Genomic DNA, 14,196 nt, shown 5'->3' with positions numbered 1-14,196 from the left:
GACTGCTGCTCATCACCCGTGCGACCGTAGGCGGCGGCGGAGTGCCCGTTCTGGAACCTTGAGCACTTTTAATCCGTACGGGTGAAACGATCCCTCATAAGGGGACAGGAATCCTGCATTCCGCGGCTGGATGCCGGGGGGCGGCGGCCCGATCCGGGTCACTCGTCCGGGCGCCCCGGCCCCGCGCGCCCGGCGCCGGCGGCGTTGTCAGTGCCCCGGGCTACGGTGTGCGCATGGCTGCCCGTACCAAGACCACCAAGGACCGCCCGTCCTACCGCTGCACCGAGTGCGGCTGGCAGACGGCCAAGTGGCTCGGCCGCTGCCCGGAGTGCCAGGCCTGGGGCACGGTCGAGGAGTACGGCGCGCCCGCGGTCCGGACGACGGCTCCGGGCCGCGTCTCGACCTCCGCGCTGCCCATCGGCCAGGTCGACGGCCGGCAGGCCACCGCCCGCTCGACCGGCGTCCCCGAGCTGGACCGGGTGCTCGGCGGCGGCCTCGTGCCGGGCGCGGTCGTCCTGCTCGCGGGCGAGCCGGGCGTCGGCAAGTCCACCCTGCTGCTGGACGTGGCCGCCAAGTCGGCGAGCGCCGAGCACCGCACCCTCTACGTGACCGGTGAGGAGTCGGCGAGCCAGGTGCGGCTGCGCGCCGACCGCATCGGCGCCCTCGACGACGACCTCTACCTGGCCGCCGAGACCGACCTGGCCGCCGTCCTGGGCCACCTGGACGAGGTCAAGCCGTCCCTGCTGATCCTCGACTCGGTGCAGACGGTCGCCTCCCCGGAGATCGAGGGCGCGCCCGGCGGCATGGCCCAGGTCAGGGAGGTCGCCGGCGCCCTGATCCGCGCCTCCAAGGAGCGCGGGATGTCCACCCTCCTGGTGGGCCACGTCACCAAGGACGGCGCGATCGCCGGTCCCCGCCTGCTGGAGCACCTGGTGGACGTGGTCCTGCACTTCGAGGGCGACCGGCACGCCCGCCTGCGCCTGGTGCGCGGCGTGAAGAACCGCTACGGGGCGACGGACGAGGTCGGCTGCTTCGAACTGCACGACGAGGGCATCACGGGCCTGACCGACCCCAGTGGCCTGTTCCTGACCCGCCGTGCCGAGCCGGTCCCGGGCACCTGCCTCACCGTCACCCTGGAGGGCCGCCGCCCGCTGGTGGCCGAGGTGCAGGCGCTGACCGTCGACTCCCAGATCCCCTCCCCGCGCCGTACGACGTCCGGCCTGGAGACCTCGCGCGTCTCGATGATGCTGGCCGTCCTGGAGCAGCGCGGCCGGATCAGCGCGCTCGGCAAGCGGGACATCTACTCGGCGACGGTCGGCGGTGTGAAGCTGTCGGAGCCGGCCGCCGACCTGGCCATCGCGCTCGCGCTCGCCTCCGCCGCCAGCGACACCCCGCTGCCGAAGAACCTGGTGGCGATCGGCGAGGTGGGGCTCGCGGGCGAGGTCAGACGGGTCACGGGCGTACAGCGCAGGCTCACCGAGGCGCACCGGCTGGGCTTCACGCACGCGCTCGTGCCGACCGACCCGGGGAAGGTGCCGTCCGGCATGAAGGTCCTGGAAGTCGCCGACATGGGGGACGCGCTCCGGGTTCTGCCGCGGGCCCGTCGCCGAGAGGCCCCACGGGAGGCGGAGGAGCGCCGGTAGACTTTGCCCTGGTCTCGCCCGTCCGTACGAACCGAGTGCGGGGAGGGGGGCGCGTCAGAACCTGCGACCGGAGGAGTGCAGTGGCAGCCAACGACCGGGCAGCAGCTCCCGGAAAGTCCGGTGGGAGTGCCGGTCCCGATCGCCTGATGCGCGCCTCGCTGAGCGCCGTGGCACCTGGTACGGCGCTGCGCGACGGCCTGGAGCGGGTCCTGCGCGGCAACACCGGCGGGCTGATCGTGCTCGGCTCCGACAAGACCGTCGAGGCCATGTGCACGGGCGGTTTCGTACTGGACGTGGAGTTCACCGCGACCCGGCTGCGCGAGCTGTGCAAGCTGGACGGCGGCATCGTGCTGTCGTCGGACCTGTCCAAGATCCTCCGGGCGGGCGTGCAGTTCGTGCCGGACGCGACCATCCCCACGGAGGAGACGGGCACGCGGCACCGCACGGCGGACCGGGTGTCCAAGCAGGTCGGCTTCCCGGTCGTCTCGGTCTCCCAGTCGATGCGGCTGATCGCGCTGTACGTGGACGGTCAGCGCCGCGTCCTGGAGGACTCGGCGGCGATCCTGTCCCGCGCGAACCAGGCGCTGGCCACCCTGGAGCGCTACAAGCTCCGGCTGGACGAGGTCGCGGGCACGCTGTCGGCGCTGGAGATCGAGGACCTGGTGACGGTCCGGGACGTGTCGGCGGTCGCCCAGCGGCTGGAGATGGTCCGCCGGATCGCCACCGAGATCGCCGAGTACGTGGTCGAGCTGGGTACGGACGGCCGGCTCCTCGCCCTGCAGCTGGAGGAGCTGATCGCGGGGGTCGAGCCCGACCGTGAGCTGGTCGTCAGGGACTACGTCCCGGAGCCGACGGCCAAGCGGTCCCGCACGGTCGAGGAGGCGCTGGCCGAGCTGGACGCGCTGACCCACGCCGAGCTCCTCGAACTCGGCACGGTGGCGCGGGCGCTGGGCTACACGGGCTCGCCCGAGACCCTCGACTCGGCCGTCTCCCCGCGGGGTTTCCGGCTGCTGGCCAAGGTCCCGCGGCTGCCGGGCGCCATCATCGACCGGCTGGTGGAGCACTTCGGGGGCCTGCAGAAGCTGCTGGCCGCGAGTGTCGACGACCTGCAGACCGTGGACGGGGTCGGCGAGGCCCGGGCGCGGAGCGTGCGGGAGGGGCTGTCCCGGCTGGCCGAGTCCTCGATCCTCGAGCGGTACGTCTGAGAAATCCGGCCGGGCGCCCGACGGCGCCCAGTCCCGCCCGCCCGGCCCCGGCGGACCGGCACCACGATCCCGACCAGGGACCGGCACCGGGGACCGGCACCACGGTCCGGCACCACGGTCCGGCACCGGACGGCGTGCCCGCGCCGCCCCCGGTCTCAGTCGGCCGACAGCACGAACGAGGCCTGTGCCTTCGCGAACCCCGGGGTCTTGGCCTCCAGCAGGTACGTGCCCGCCTTCGCGGACCCGCCGGAGGGCGTCGCGCAGTGGGCCGCGCTCGGCCGGCGGTCCCACTTCACGGTGTACGTGATGCTCCGGCCTGCCGGGACCCGGAACACCAGGCTCCCCGACCCCTGAGGGCAGTCGGCCGAGGCCCAGAACGAGTCGTCGCCGTCCGCGGGCGTGATGGTCAGCACCGCGTTCTTCGGCCCGAGATCGACCTTGCAGTCGGCCGACGAGCGGTTCTTCGCGGTGAGTTCGAAGGTCGGCGTCTGGTCCGGTGCGTAGGAGTTGCGCACGCTGCGCAGGCTCAACGCGACCGCACCGGAGGTGCAGTCGGGCAGCGAGGAGGACGCCGGGAGCGCGTCGCCCGCGCCCACGCCGCCGCCCCCGGCAGCCGCGCCCGAGCCGCCGCCGGAGCCCGAACCGGAACCGGAGGAGCCGCCGGTCGAGCCGTCCGCTCCGCCGTCGCCGCCGGAGCCGGAGCCGCTGCCGCTGCCGGTGCCGCCCGACTCCTCCCGGCCGCCGGGGTGTTGGCTGATCGCGGAACCGGACGGGGTCGGTCCGGGCGTGATGGTGTGGGTGGGATTCTTGCCGTCGGACCCGTCGGCGTCCTTCCTGCCGCCCCCGCCGCCGGTGGTGACGATCAGCGTGATCACCAGCGCCAACAGGGCGACCACGGACAGCAGTACCACCCTCCGACGCCAGTAGATGGAGGAGGGAAGCGGCCCGACCGGATTGCGCAGAGATCCCACGGCGCAAACTGTACGAGAGATCGTCGCGCAGGCTTGCGCCACCCGCCGCGCCGCCACGAACTTTTCCGGATCATCATTCCGGCAACTGCCGCAGGCGTCACGGTTCTTCACATTTCGCCACGCTCGGTGACCACTTGGTCACCCCTCCCGCCCGTCCACCCGTGGCAGGATCGGAAGGCCATGACTGAGAAGCTGCACGCCCCCGTGATCGCCTGGTTCGACGCCCACGCCCGAGACCTCCCCTGGCGCCGCCCGGAGGCGGGCCCGTGGGGCGTGATGGTCAGCGAGTTCATGCTCCAGCAGACCCCGGTGAACCGGGTGCTGCCCGTCTACGAGGAGTGGCTGGCCCGCTGGCCGCGCCCGGCCGACCTCGCGAAGGAGGCGCCCGGCGAGGCGGTGCGCGCCTGGGGCCGGCTCGGCTATCCGCGCCGCGCGCTGCGTCTGCACGGCGCTGCGGTCGCCATAGCGGAGCGGCACGGCGGGGACGTACCGACGGACCACGCGCAACTGCTGGCCCTGCCCGGCATCGGCGAGTACACGGCCGCCGCGGTGGCCTCGTTCGCGTACGGGCAGCGGCACGCGGTGCTGGACACCAATGTCCGCCGGGTGCTGGCGCGGGCGGTGACGGGTGTGCAGTACCCGCCGAACGCGACCACGGCGGCCGAGCGGCGCCTGGCGCGGGAACTGCTGCCCGAGGACGAGCGGACCGCCGCGCGGTGGGCCGCCGCCTCCATGGAGCTGGGCGCGCTGGTGTGCACGGCGAAGAACGAGGGGTGCGCGCGGTGCCCGATCGCCGCGCAGTGCGCCTGGCGGCTCGCGGGCAAGCCGGAGCACGCGGGTCCGCCGCGCCGTGGACAGACGTACGCCGGCACGGACCGACAGGTGCGCGGGAAACTGCTGGCGGTACTGCGGGAGGCGCACGTGCCGGTGCCGCAGGCGGTGCTGGACCGGGTGTGGCACGAGCCGGTGCAGCGGGCCCGGGCGCTCGACGGCCTGGTCTCGGACGGTCTGGTGGAGCCGCTGCCGGGCGGCCTGTACCGGCTGCCGCTGGGCTGACGCACAGCCACATCACAGCGCTACGGGGTTCGTTACCGACCCCCAAGGGCGACAAAGCCCCTCATAAAGGGGCATAAGGACTGCTCTCTCTACCCTGTTCGGCCTTCCGTTACACAACCGACGGATAGCCGATTGCCAGCCGCAGGCTGGTCCGCACAGCCCCGTGACAACCACTCCGTAGCTTCTTCTCCGTGCCCGGCGGACCACCGGGCGCGGGGACAGCAGGACTTCAGGCACGAGCCGGAAGCAAACGGGGAACGGAGGCGGTTGAACATGGCCCAGGGCGAGGTGCTCGAATTCGAGGAGTACGTCCGCACCCGGCAGGACGCGCTGTTGCGCAGCGCGCGCCGGCTGGTCCCGGACCCGGTCGACGCCCAGGACCTGCTGCAGACCGCGCTGGTGCGCACGTACGGCCGCTGGGACGGCATCGCCGACAAGCGGCTCGCGGACGCCTATCTGCGCCGGGTCATGATCAACACCCGGACCGAGTGGTGGCGGGCGCGCAAGCTGGAGGAGGTGCCCACCGAGCAGCTCCCGGACGCCTCCGTGGAGGACTCCACCGAGCAGCACGCCGACCGCGCCCTGCTGATGGATGTGATGAAGGTGCTCGCACCGAAGCAGCGCAGTGTCGTGGTGCTGCGACACTGGGAGCAGATGTCCACAGAGGAGACGGCCGCTGCCCTCGGCATGTCGGCCGGTACGGTCAAGAGCACGCTGCACCGGGCGCTCGCCCGGCTCCGTGAGGAGCTGGAGGCCCGCGATCTGGACGCACGCGCGCTGGAGCGTGAGGAGCGGGAGCGTTGCGCGGCCTGACCGGGGCCGGGCCCGACCGGGCCCTAGGCAGTACACAGGCGGTGATCGCGGTGGGGGCCGCGCTCGCCGCCCTCGCCCTTTTCGTCGTCGCGTGCGGCAGCGGGGGCACGGGCGCCCGGGACGAGGGCCCGGCACACGCCTCGGCGGTGGCCGGGGCCGTCGCCTCCCCCTCCCCCAGTCCCGCCGAGCGGTACCGGCGGGTGGATCCGGTGGCGCTGATCAAGAGCGATCCGGAGGTGTCGGGCGCGGTCAAACGCGAGCTGAAGCCGTGCAACGGCGACGAGTACCCGGTCGACGTCTCCTACGGCAATCTGACCGACGGGCCGGTGGACGACGTCGTCGTCAACGTGCTGACGTGCGCCGACGCGGTCGGCCTCGGCTCGTACGTGTACCGGAAGGACGACGGCTCGTTCCGCAACGTCTTCAAGAGCGAGGAATCCCCGGTCTACGCCGAGATCGACCAGGGCGTCCTGTCGGTGACCCGGCAGTTCTACGAGAAGGGCGACCCGATCTCCAGCCCGTCCGGTGAGATCGTGACCCCGTACCGGTGGGCGGAGGGGCGGTTCGCCCCGGGTAAGTCCACCCGCAGGGAATACAGCAAGTCCGCCGGCGGGGTACCGACGCCCGCACCGGACAGCTGACACCTCCGCAGCCCCCCGACCCCACGAGACCACGAGGACTGAGAGCACCGGGATGGCAGACCAGACCCACGTCCTGTTCGTCGAGGACGACGACGTCATCCGCGAGGCCACCCAGCTCGCCCTGGAGCGGGACGGCTTCGCGGTCACCGCCATGCCCGACGGCCTGTCGGGCCTGGAGGCCTTCCGGGCGAACCGCCCCGACATCGCGCTGCTGGACGTCATGGTGCCGGGCCTGGACGGCGTCAGCCTGTGCCGCCGGATCCGGGACGAGTCGACCGTGCCGGTGATCATGCTGTCGGCGCGCGCCGACTCCATCGACGTCGTCCTCGGCCTGGAGGCGGGCGCCGACGACTATGTGACCAAGCCCTTCGACGGAGCCGTGCTGGTCGCCCGGATCCGCGCGGTGCTGCGCCGCTTCGGACACGCCGGCGGGTCCGCGACCGACGGGTCCGCGACCGAGGCCGGCGGCGGCACGCTCACGTTCGGCGATCTGGAGATCGACACCGAGGGCATGGAGGTGCGCCGGGCCGGGCTGCCGGTGGCGCTGACGCCGACCGAGATGCGGCTGCTGCTGGAGTTCTCCTCGGCGCCGGGAACCGTCCTCTCCCGCGACAAGCTGCTGGAGCGGGTGTGGGACTACGGCTGGGGCGGGGACACCCGGGTCGTGGACGTGCACGTCCAGCGGCTGCGGCAGAAGATCGGCCAGGACCGGATCGAGACGGTCCGCGGTTTCGGCTACAAACTGAAGGCCTGAGCGGAGCGGCGGCATGCGGGGGATTCTGCGGCACCCGGTCCGGCGCATGGAGCGTGTCGGCCTGCGCACCGGACTGAGATGGAAGGTCAGCGCGGCGATCGCGCTGGTGGCCGGCCTGGTGGCGATCGTGCTGAGCCTGGTCGTGCACAACGCGGCCCGCGTCTCGATGCTGGACAACGCGCGCGAACTGGCCAACGACCGGGTCCTGATGGCCCAGCGCAACTACGAGCTGAACCGGGGCCGGGTCTTCCCCTACATCAAGGTCGACGACGCGGAGCTGCCGGCCGCGCTGCGCGAGAAGGTCGAGCGGGGCCGCAGGGCCAGCGACGTCTCCGAGCACGGCGGGACGGCGGACATCTGGGCGGCCGTTCCGGCGAAGGACGGCCATGTGCTGTCCCTGCACAGCCACCTCCCGGACCGCAGCACCGACATGCTCCAGGACCTGGACCAGGCCCTGGTCATCGGCTCGGTCGCGGTGGTGATCGGCGGCAGCGCGCTGGGCGTGCTGATCGGCGGGCAGCTGTCGCGCCGGCTGCGCAAGGCGGCGGACGCGGCGACCCAGACCGCCAACGGCGAGACCGACATCCGGGTGCAGGAGGCCATCGGCGGGGTCGTACGCGACGAGACCGACGAACTCGCCCGTGCGGTGGACGCCATGGCGGACGCGCTGCGGCAGCGCCTGGAGGCCGAGCGGCGGGTCACCGCCGACATCGCGCACGAGCTGCGCACCCCGGTGACCGGCCTGCTGACGGCCGCCGAGCTGCTGCCGCCGGGCCGGCCCACGGAACTGGTCCTGGACCGGGCCAAGGCCATGCGCACCCTGGTCGAGGACGTCCTGGAGGTGGCCCGGCTGGACGGCGCGTCGGAGCGGGCGGAGCTGCAGGACATCATGCTCGGCGAGTTCGTGGCGCGCCGCGTCGCGGTCAAGGACCCGGACGTCACCGTGCGGGTGGTGCACGAGTCGGAGGTCACCACCGACCCGCGGCGCCTGGAGCGGGTGCTGTTCAACCTGCTCGCCAACGCCGCCCGGCACGGCCGGCCGCCGGTGGAGGTGACCGTGGAGGGCCGGGTCATCCGGGTCCGCGACCACGGCCCCGGCTTCCCGGAGGAACTGCTCGCCGAGGGACCGAGCCGGTTCCGCACCGGCAGCAAGGACCGCGCCGGGCAGGGCCACGGGCTCGGGCTGACCATCGCTGCGGGCCAGGCCCGGGTGCTCGGCGCCCGGCTGACCTTCCGCAACGTACGCCCCGTGGGCGCGCCCCCCGGCGTCCCCGCGGAGGGCGCGGTGGCCGTCCTGTGGCTGCCGGAGCACGCCCCGACCAGCACGGGCAGCTATCCGATGCTGCCGGCTTCAGGCGGCTCCTGACCGAGGGCCGTCCTCAGCCGAAGTCCTTGGAGAGGTCCAGCTCCGCACTGCGCTGGGTCAGCGAGTACCAGTTGCCGCTGTCGTCGCGGAAGATCGCCTCGATGCCGTACGGCCGCTCCTGCGGCTCCTGGACGAACTCCACCCCGCGGGCCCTGAAGGTCTCGTAGTCCCCCCGGCAGTCGTCCGTGTGGAACGCCCCGGCGCCCAGCGTTCCCTTGGCGACCAGTTTCTTCATCGCCTCGGCGGACTCGGGGTCCAGTCCCCCGCCGTCCAGGCTCATCAGCGCCAGCTCCAGATCGGGCTGGTCCTTGGCCCCGACGGTGATCCAGCGCATGTGGCCCAGGGCGAGGTCGGTGCGCACCTCGAAGCCCAGCTTCTCGGTGAAGAAGGCCTTCGTCCGCTGCTGGTCGGTGGTCCACACGGTGCTGATGGCCAGGCCTTTGATCATGGCGGCGCTCCCTTGTCGCGGTGCTGTTGTTCCTGCTCGTCACCGTAGGCGGGGGCGATCGCGGGGCGCTTCTTCGAGGTTGCTGTCTTCGATGTTGCTGTCTTCGGTGTCGCCGTCTTCGGTGTCGCCGTCCTGAGACCGCCGGCCCAGAGCAAGGCGTAGCAGCCGGGGATGAGGGCGGCCCCGCGGCCGACGTGCTCGGTGCGGTACTCGCTGGGGGTGAGGCCGGTACGCGCCTTGAAACGGGCGGAGAAGGTGCCGAGGCTGCTGAAGCCGACCAGGGTGCAGATCTCGGTCACCGTGAGGTCGGCGCTGCGCAGCAGTTCCTCGGCGCGCTCGATCCGCCGGTGGGTCAGGTACCGGCCGGGTGTCTCGCCGTACTCCTCCTTGAAGGCGCGCAGGAAGTGGTACCGCGAGTACCCGGCGTGGGCCGCCACCGCGTCCAGGTCGAGCGCCGGGTCGGCCCAGTCGCGGTCCATGGCGTCCTTGGCCAGCCGCAGGCGGCGGATCCTGTCCATGCGCCGATGGTGGCACGGGGGTCCGACATCGCGGCCGGACCGGCGTGGTCCGGCACGGACGCCGAAGGCCCCGGCGGCGGACACGCACCGGGGCCTTCGGGCTCGGATCGCTCAGACGACCTCGACCACGGCCTGCGGCGCCGGGTCGGCGCCCTCCGCCGGGGCCTTCGGGCCGCCCTTGAGCGGCACCTCCTTCACGAACAGCGCCGCGATCAGCACCAGCACCGCGATCCCGGCGCCGAGCACGAACGCCGAGTGCGTGCCCGAGGACACCGCGTGCTGGTAGGCCTCGCGCGCCGCCGCCGGCAGCTTCTGCAAGCTCTTGGCGTCGAGCTGCGCCGACTTCTCGGTGATGTTCTTGCCCAGCGCGCCGGCCCGCTCCGCCATGACGTCCTGCACCCGGTGGTTGAACAGGGCGCCCATGATGGCCACGCCGAAGGAGGAACCGAGGGTACGGAACAGGGTGGCCGAGGAGGACGCCACGCCCATGTCCTTCATCTCCACGCTGTTCTGCGCGACCAGCATGGTGATCTGCATCAGGCAGCCCATGCCCGCGCCGACGACCGCCATGTAGATGCCGGAGGTCAGCCGGGTGGTCCCGGTGTCCATCAGGGACAGCAGGTACATGCCGACGATCATCAGGACACCGCCGGCGATCGGGAAGACCTTGTACTTGCCGCTGTTGGTGGTGACCCGCCCGGCGACCATCGAGGTCACGAGCATCGCGCCCAGCATCGGCAGGAGCAGCAGACCGGAGTTGGTCGCGGAGGCTCCCTGCACGGCCTGCTGGTACAGCGGCAGGAACAGGGTGGCGCCGAACATCACGAAGCCGGTGATGAAGCCGATGACCGACATCAGGGTGAAGTTGCGGCTCCGGAAGATATGCAGAGGCAGGACCGGCTCGGCGGCCCTGGTCTGCCAGAACACGAACCCGACCAGCGCGGCCACGCCGATGCCGATCAGCTCCATGATGCGCGCGGAGGTCCAGGCGTACTCGGTGCCGCCCCAGGTGGTGACCAGCACGATGGAGGTGATGCCGACGGTCAGCAGGACGACGCCCAGGTAGTCGATGCCGGCCTGGGAGCGCTTCCGCGGCAGGTGCAGCACGGCGGTGACCAGCGCGAGGGCGACCGCGCCCAGCGGCAGGTTGATGTAGAAGGCCCAGCGCCAGCCCCAGTTGTCGGTGATGGTGCCGCCGACCAGCGGGCCGCCGATCATCGCCAGCGCCATGACGCCGGCCATCATGCCCTGGTACTTGCCCCGCTCCCGCGGGGGGATCAGGTCGCCGATGATCGCCATGACGCCGACCATCAGTCCGCCGGCGCCGAGACCCTGCACGGCCCGGAAGCCGATCAGCTGCCCCATGTCCTGGGCCATGCCGCTCAGCGCCGAGCCGATGAGGAAGATCACGATCGAGGTGAGGAAGGCGCCCTTGCGCCCGTACATGTCACCGAGCTTGCCCCAGACCGGGGTGGAGGCCGCGGTGGCCAGGGTGTAACCGGTGACGACCCAGGAGAGGTGCTCCAGGCCGCCCAGGTCACCCACGATCGTGGGCATCGCCGTACCCACGATCATGTTGTCGAGCATCGCGAGCATCATCGCGATCATGAGCGCGAGCAGCACTACGCGCACGCTCCTGGGCTGTTTGCCCTCTGCGGTGGTTCCGGCTGTGTCCGCCATCGTCTTCCCGTTTCCCCCTGGGCGGTACTTACTTGCCGCCCGGCTAGTTATCACTACACTGGGAAGGTAGACGCGCTACTAGCCGGGCGTCAAGTAAGTTTCCGCTGGAGCGCGAGGAGTACGAAGATGGGCCCCACCATGGACGGCACCAAACAGCAGCGCCGCGGCAACACGCGCCAGCGCATCCAGGACGTGGCGCTCGCCCTCTTCGCGGAGCAGGGCTACGAGAAGACCTCCCTGCGGGAGATCGCCGAACGTCTCGACGTCACGAAGGCGGCCCTGTACTACCACTTCAAGACCAAGGAAGAGATCATCGTCAGCCTCTTCGAGGACCTGACGAAGCCGATCCTGGAACTGATCGAGTGGGGCCGCGGGCAGCCCCACACCCTGGAGACCAAGCAGGAGATCATCCGCCGCTACAGCGAGGCGCTCCAGGGCGCGGAGCCGTTGTTCCGCTTCATGCAGGAGAACCAGGCGACGGTACGCGAACTGCGCATCGGCGACACCTTCAAGGACCGGATGCGCGGCCTGCGGGACATCCTGATCGACCCGGAGGCGGACCTGGTCGACCAGGTCCGCTCCGTCAGCGCGATGTTCACCCTGCACGCCGGGATGTTCGTGATGCAGGACATCGAAGGCGACCCCGAGAAGAAGCACGAGGCCGTTCTCGAGGTCGCCCTGGACCTGATCGCACAGGCGCACGAGCACGCCCGCGGGACCGACTGAGGTCTCCGGTCAGACCTTCACGCCCTGCGCGTGCAGGAACGCGACCGGGTCGATGGCCGAGCCGTAGTTCGGGGTCGTACGGATCTCGAAGTGCAGGTGCGGGCCGGTGGAGTTGCCGGTGGAGCCGGACAGGGCGATGTGCTGGCCGGTCTTCACGATCTGGCCGGGCCGGACGTCGATCCGGGACAGGTGCGCGTACTGCGAGTAGGTGCCGTTGCCGTGCTGGATGACGACGGCGTTGCCGTACGCCGGGCCGTCACCGGCGCCGTTGGGGCCGGCCTTGACGACGGTGCCGCCGTGCGCGGCGACGACCTCGGTGCCGGTCGGCACGGCGAAGTCCTGACCGCTGTGCTTGGCGACCCAGTGGCTGCCGGCCTGCGCGAAGCTCGCGGAGAGCGTGTAGCTCTTCACCGGGTCGACCCAGGATGCGGCGGACGCGGTGGCGGCGCTCGCGACCCCGCCGCCCAGCACGGCCGTGACGCCGATACCGGCAGCCAGGACGGTCACACGGGCACGGAGCGAGGACGGGCGGGAAGAGCGGGACGTGAAGCGCTGGAACATCGGGACCTCATGGGGTGGGGAACAGGTCTCCCGCCCGGCGTACGGACGTCCGGGAGAACGTCCGACCAGGCGGCCATCCCTTGGTAACCGAGCACCCCATCCCGCCCAAAACGGCCTATCTACGGCGACACCTAGTAGATGACGCGAAACGAACCACATTCTTGACAGCCCCGCCCCCGGCCGACCGGGCCGCTGACGACGGATTCCCCTGCCCGCATTCCAGGGCAATAGTCCCTTTTGCTAGGTTTTGCCCGCCCGACGGATCCCACTATCCCGTCTAGTACCGGACATTTCGCCTGTGCCGCTTATCACCGGCGGCTCACGCCGACGATCACGGAAATGTGACGCAGGCCTCTAGGCACCTACCCTCCGGTAACCCTACGGTTCCCCTCGCGCCATCCTCGCCTCAGATCATGCCCCTGACATTCAGAGACGCGAGAGGACCACCCACCGATGACCAGACGCCCCTGGGCGCGCCGCATCTCCGTGACCGCCGTCTCCGTGGCCGCCCTGGCCGCGACGGCCGCCCCGGCCGAGGCGGCGGCCACGAGCACCTCCTCCGCCTCCGCGAAGGTCGACTACGGCACCTGGCAGAAAGACTGCCAGACCGTCATGGACCAGGCCCTGCCCTACCTGAAGGACCGCATCGCCGCCGCCCGGCCCGGCGAGAAGCAGGCGCTCGTCCTCGACATCGACAACACCACGCTGGAGACCGACTTCGGCTTCAGCTACCCCCAGCCGGCCAACAGGCCCGTCCTGGCCGCCGCCCGGTACGCCCAGGAGCACGGCGTCTCCCTCTTCTTCGTCACCGCCCGGCCCGGCGTCCTGTACTGGCCCACCGAGTACAACCTCGAACACGACGGCTACGACGTCTCCGGGCTCCGCGTCCGCGGCCTGTTCGACCTCTTCAAGGACGTCGCCGCCTACAAGACCGCCCAGCGCGCCGCCATCGAGAACGACGGCTACACGATCATCGCCAACATCGGCAACAGCGCCACCGACCTGTCCGGCGGCCACGCCGAGAAGACCTTCAAGCTGCCCGACTACGACGGACAGTTGTCGTAACGCGCGGAGCAGACGCCGGCTGGGCCCCCTCCGTACGTCGTCATCACACCGCAGTGACCCTGGAGCAGCACGGAAGGGGCCGGTGCCCGAAGGCACCGGCCCCTTCTGGTCGGTTGAGCGGCCGGACGCTTACGCGTCCTTGCTCAGGTTGGGCCCGGCCCCGCCCGCGGCCTGCTCGATCGGCGGGACGTCCGGGAGGGCCGACTTCTCCTCGCCCCGGAAGGTGAAGGTCTGCGACTCGCCCTCGCCCTCGGTGTCCACGACCACGATGTGACCGGGACGCAGCTCGCCGAAGAGGATCTTCTCCGACAGCGTGTCCTCGACCTCGCGCTGGATCGTGCGGCGCAGCGGACGCGCGCCCAGCACCGGGTCGTAACCCTTCTTGGACAGCAGCTCCTTGGCGGACTGGGAGAGCTCGATGCCCATGTCCCGGTCCTTCAGGCGCTCGTCCACCTTGCCGATCATCAGGTCGACGATCCGCAGGATGTCCTCCTGCGTCAGCTGCGGGAAGACGACCACGTCGTCGACGCGGTTGAGGAACTCGGGACGGAAGTGCTGCTTGAGCTCGTCCGACACCTTGTTCTTCATGCGCTCGTAGTTGGTCTTCGTGTCACCCGAGGCCGCGAAGCCCAGGTTGAAGCCCTTGGAGATGTCCCGGGTGCCGAGGTTGGTCGTCATGATGATGACCGTGTTCTTGAAGTCCACGACCCGGCCCTGGGAGTCGGTCAGGCGACCGTCCTCCAGGATCT

At 71.2% G+C, this 14,196-nt stretch carries 15 protein-coding genes; 9 read left to right on the top strand and 6 right to left on the bottom strand.

Translation table 11 applies throughout. From position 1 onward, the window contains the following. Positions 1–233 precede the first annotated feature (233 nt). On the top strand, positions 234–1,643 hold the full coding sequence (gene radA / locus IE312_RS15920; protein WP_189982246.1) for a DNA repair protein RadA: 1,410 nt from the start codon (positions 234–236) through the stop codon (positions 1,641–1,643). 80 nt (positions 1,644–1,723) lie between these two features. Further along, on the top strand, positions 1,724–2,848 hold the full coding sequence (gene disA, locus IE312_RS15915) for a DNA integrity scanning diadenylate cyclase DisA (protein WP_189982245.1): 1,125 nt from the start codon (positions 1,724–1,726) through the stop codon (positions 2,846–2,848). A 155-nt stretch (positions 2,849–3,003) separates the two neighbouring features. On the opposite strand, the gene IE312_RS15910 is transcribed toward disA, so the two are convergent. Then, positions 3,004–3,819, bottom strand: a complete 816-nt coding sequence (locus tag IE312_RS15910; RefSeq protein WP_189982301.1) for a hypothetical protein — start codon at positions 3,817–3,819, stop codon at positions 3,004–3,006. Positions 3,820–3,999: 180 nt separating this feature from the next. On the opposite strand from IE312_RS15910, the gene IE312_RS15905 reads away from it, so the two are divergent. From IE312_RS15905 to cseC, 5 genes are all read left to right on the top strand, one after another. Then, entirely contained in the window at positions 4,000–4,875 is an 876-nt protein-coding gene (locus IE312_RS15905) for an HhH-GPD family protein (RefSeq protein ID WP_189982243.1), read from the top strand. A 273-nt stretch (positions 4,876–5,148) separates the two neighbouring features. Further along, complete coding sequence (locus IE312_RS15900; protein ID WP_030342754.1) at positions 5,149–5,688, top strand: SigE family RNA polymerase sigma factor; 540 nt, start codon at positions 5,149–5,151, stop codon at positions 5,686–5,688. Then, positions 5,676–6,329 carry a hypothetical protein gene (locus tag IE312_RS15895; RefSeq protein WP_370467561.1) on the top strand — a complete coding sequence of 218 codons (654 nt, stop codon included), beginning with the start codon at positions 5,676–5,678 and terminating at the stop codon, positions 6,327–6,329. Before IE312_RS15900 ends, IE312_RS15895 begins: the two co-directional genes overlap by 13 nt. A 52-nt stretch (positions 6,330–6,381) precedes the next feature. Then, complete coding sequence (gene cseB, locus IE312_RS15890) at positions 6,382–7,083, top strand: two-component system response regulator CseB (protein ID WP_189982241.1); 702 nt, start codon at positions 6,382–6,384, stop codon at positions 7,081–7,083. Between the two features lie 13 nt (positions 7,084–7,096). Next, positions 7,097–8,449, top strand: a complete 1,353-nt coding sequence (gene cseC, locus IE312_RS15885) for a two-component system sensor histidine kinase CseC (protein WP_189982239.1) — start codon at positions 7,097–7,099, stop codon at positions 8,447–8,449. Positions 8,450–8,462: 13 nt separating this feature from the next. Here the strand turns inward: cseC and IE312_RS15880 are convergent, their stop codons facing one another. From IE312_RS15880 to IE312_RS15870, 3 genes are all read right to left on the bottom strand, one after another. Beyond that, positions 8,463–8,897 carry a VOC family protein gene (locus IE312_RS15880; RefSeq protein ID WP_189982237.1) on the bottom strand — a complete coding sequence of 145 codons (435 nt, stop codon included), beginning with the start codon at positions 8,895–8,897 and terminating at the stop codon, positions 8,463–8,465. Next, positions 8,894–9,415: a helix-turn-helix transcriptional regulator gene (locus IE312_RS15875; RefSeq protein WP_189982235.1), complete on the bottom strand. Its 522-nt coding sequence runs from the start codon at positions 9,413–9,415 to the stop codon at positions 8,894–8,896. The genes IE312_RS15880 and IE312_RS15875 overlap by 4 nt, the downstream gene beginning before the upstream one ends. A 111-nt stretch (positions 9,416–9,526) precedes the next feature. Further along, positions 9,527–11,095: an MDR family MFS transporter gene (locus IE312_RS15870; RefSeq protein ID WP_189982233.1), complete on the bottom strand. Its 1,569-nt coding sequence runs from the start codon at positions 11,093–11,095 to the stop codon at positions 9,527–9,529. 126 nt (positions 11,096–11,221) lie between these two features. Between IE312_RS15870 and IE312_RS15865 the strand changes: the two genes are divergently transcribed. Beyond that, on the top strand, positions 11,222–11,821 hold the full coding sequence (locus IE312_RS15865) for a TetR/AcrR family transcriptional regulator (protein WP_189982231.1): 600 nt from the start codon (positions 11,222–11,224) through the stop codon (positions 11,819–11,821). A 9-nt stretch (positions 11,822–11,830) separates the two neighbouring features. On the opposite strand, the gene IE312_RS15860 is transcribed toward IE312_RS15865, so the two are convergent. Next, positions 11,831–12,382, bottom strand: coding sequence for a M23 family metallopeptidase (locus IE312_RS15860; RefSeq protein ID WP_189982229.1), 552 nt, complete (start codon positions 12,380–12,382; stop codon positions 11,831–11,833). 453 nt (positions 12,383–12,835) lie between these two features. On the opposite strand from IE312_RS15860, the gene IE312_RS15855 reads away from it, so the two are divergent. Continuing rightward, positions 12,836–13,447 carry an HAD family acid phosphatase gene (locus tag IE312_RS15855; RefSeq protein ID WP_189982227.1) on the top strand — a complete coding sequence of 204 codons (612 nt, stop codon included), beginning with the start codon at positions 12,836–12,838 and terminating at the stop codon, positions 13,445–13,447. Positions 13,448–13,576: 129 nt separating this feature from the next. On the opposite strand, the gene IE312_RS40310 is transcribed toward IE312_RS15855, so the two are convergent. Then, the coding region (locus tag IE312_RS40310; RefSeq protein ID WP_229899841.1) for a ClpB D2-like domain containing protein at positions 13,577–14,196 on the bottom strand (620 nt) is incomplete at its 5' end.

The sequence above is a fragment of the Streptomyces capoamus genome (assembly GCF_014654935.1).
Taxonomy (GTDB): Bacteria; Actinomycetota; Actinomycetes; order Streptomycetales; family Streptomycetaceae; genus Streptomyces; species Streptomyces capoamus.
Note: the sequence above shows the minus strand (reverse complement) of the source record. Positions and strands in the feature narration are given on the sequence as shown.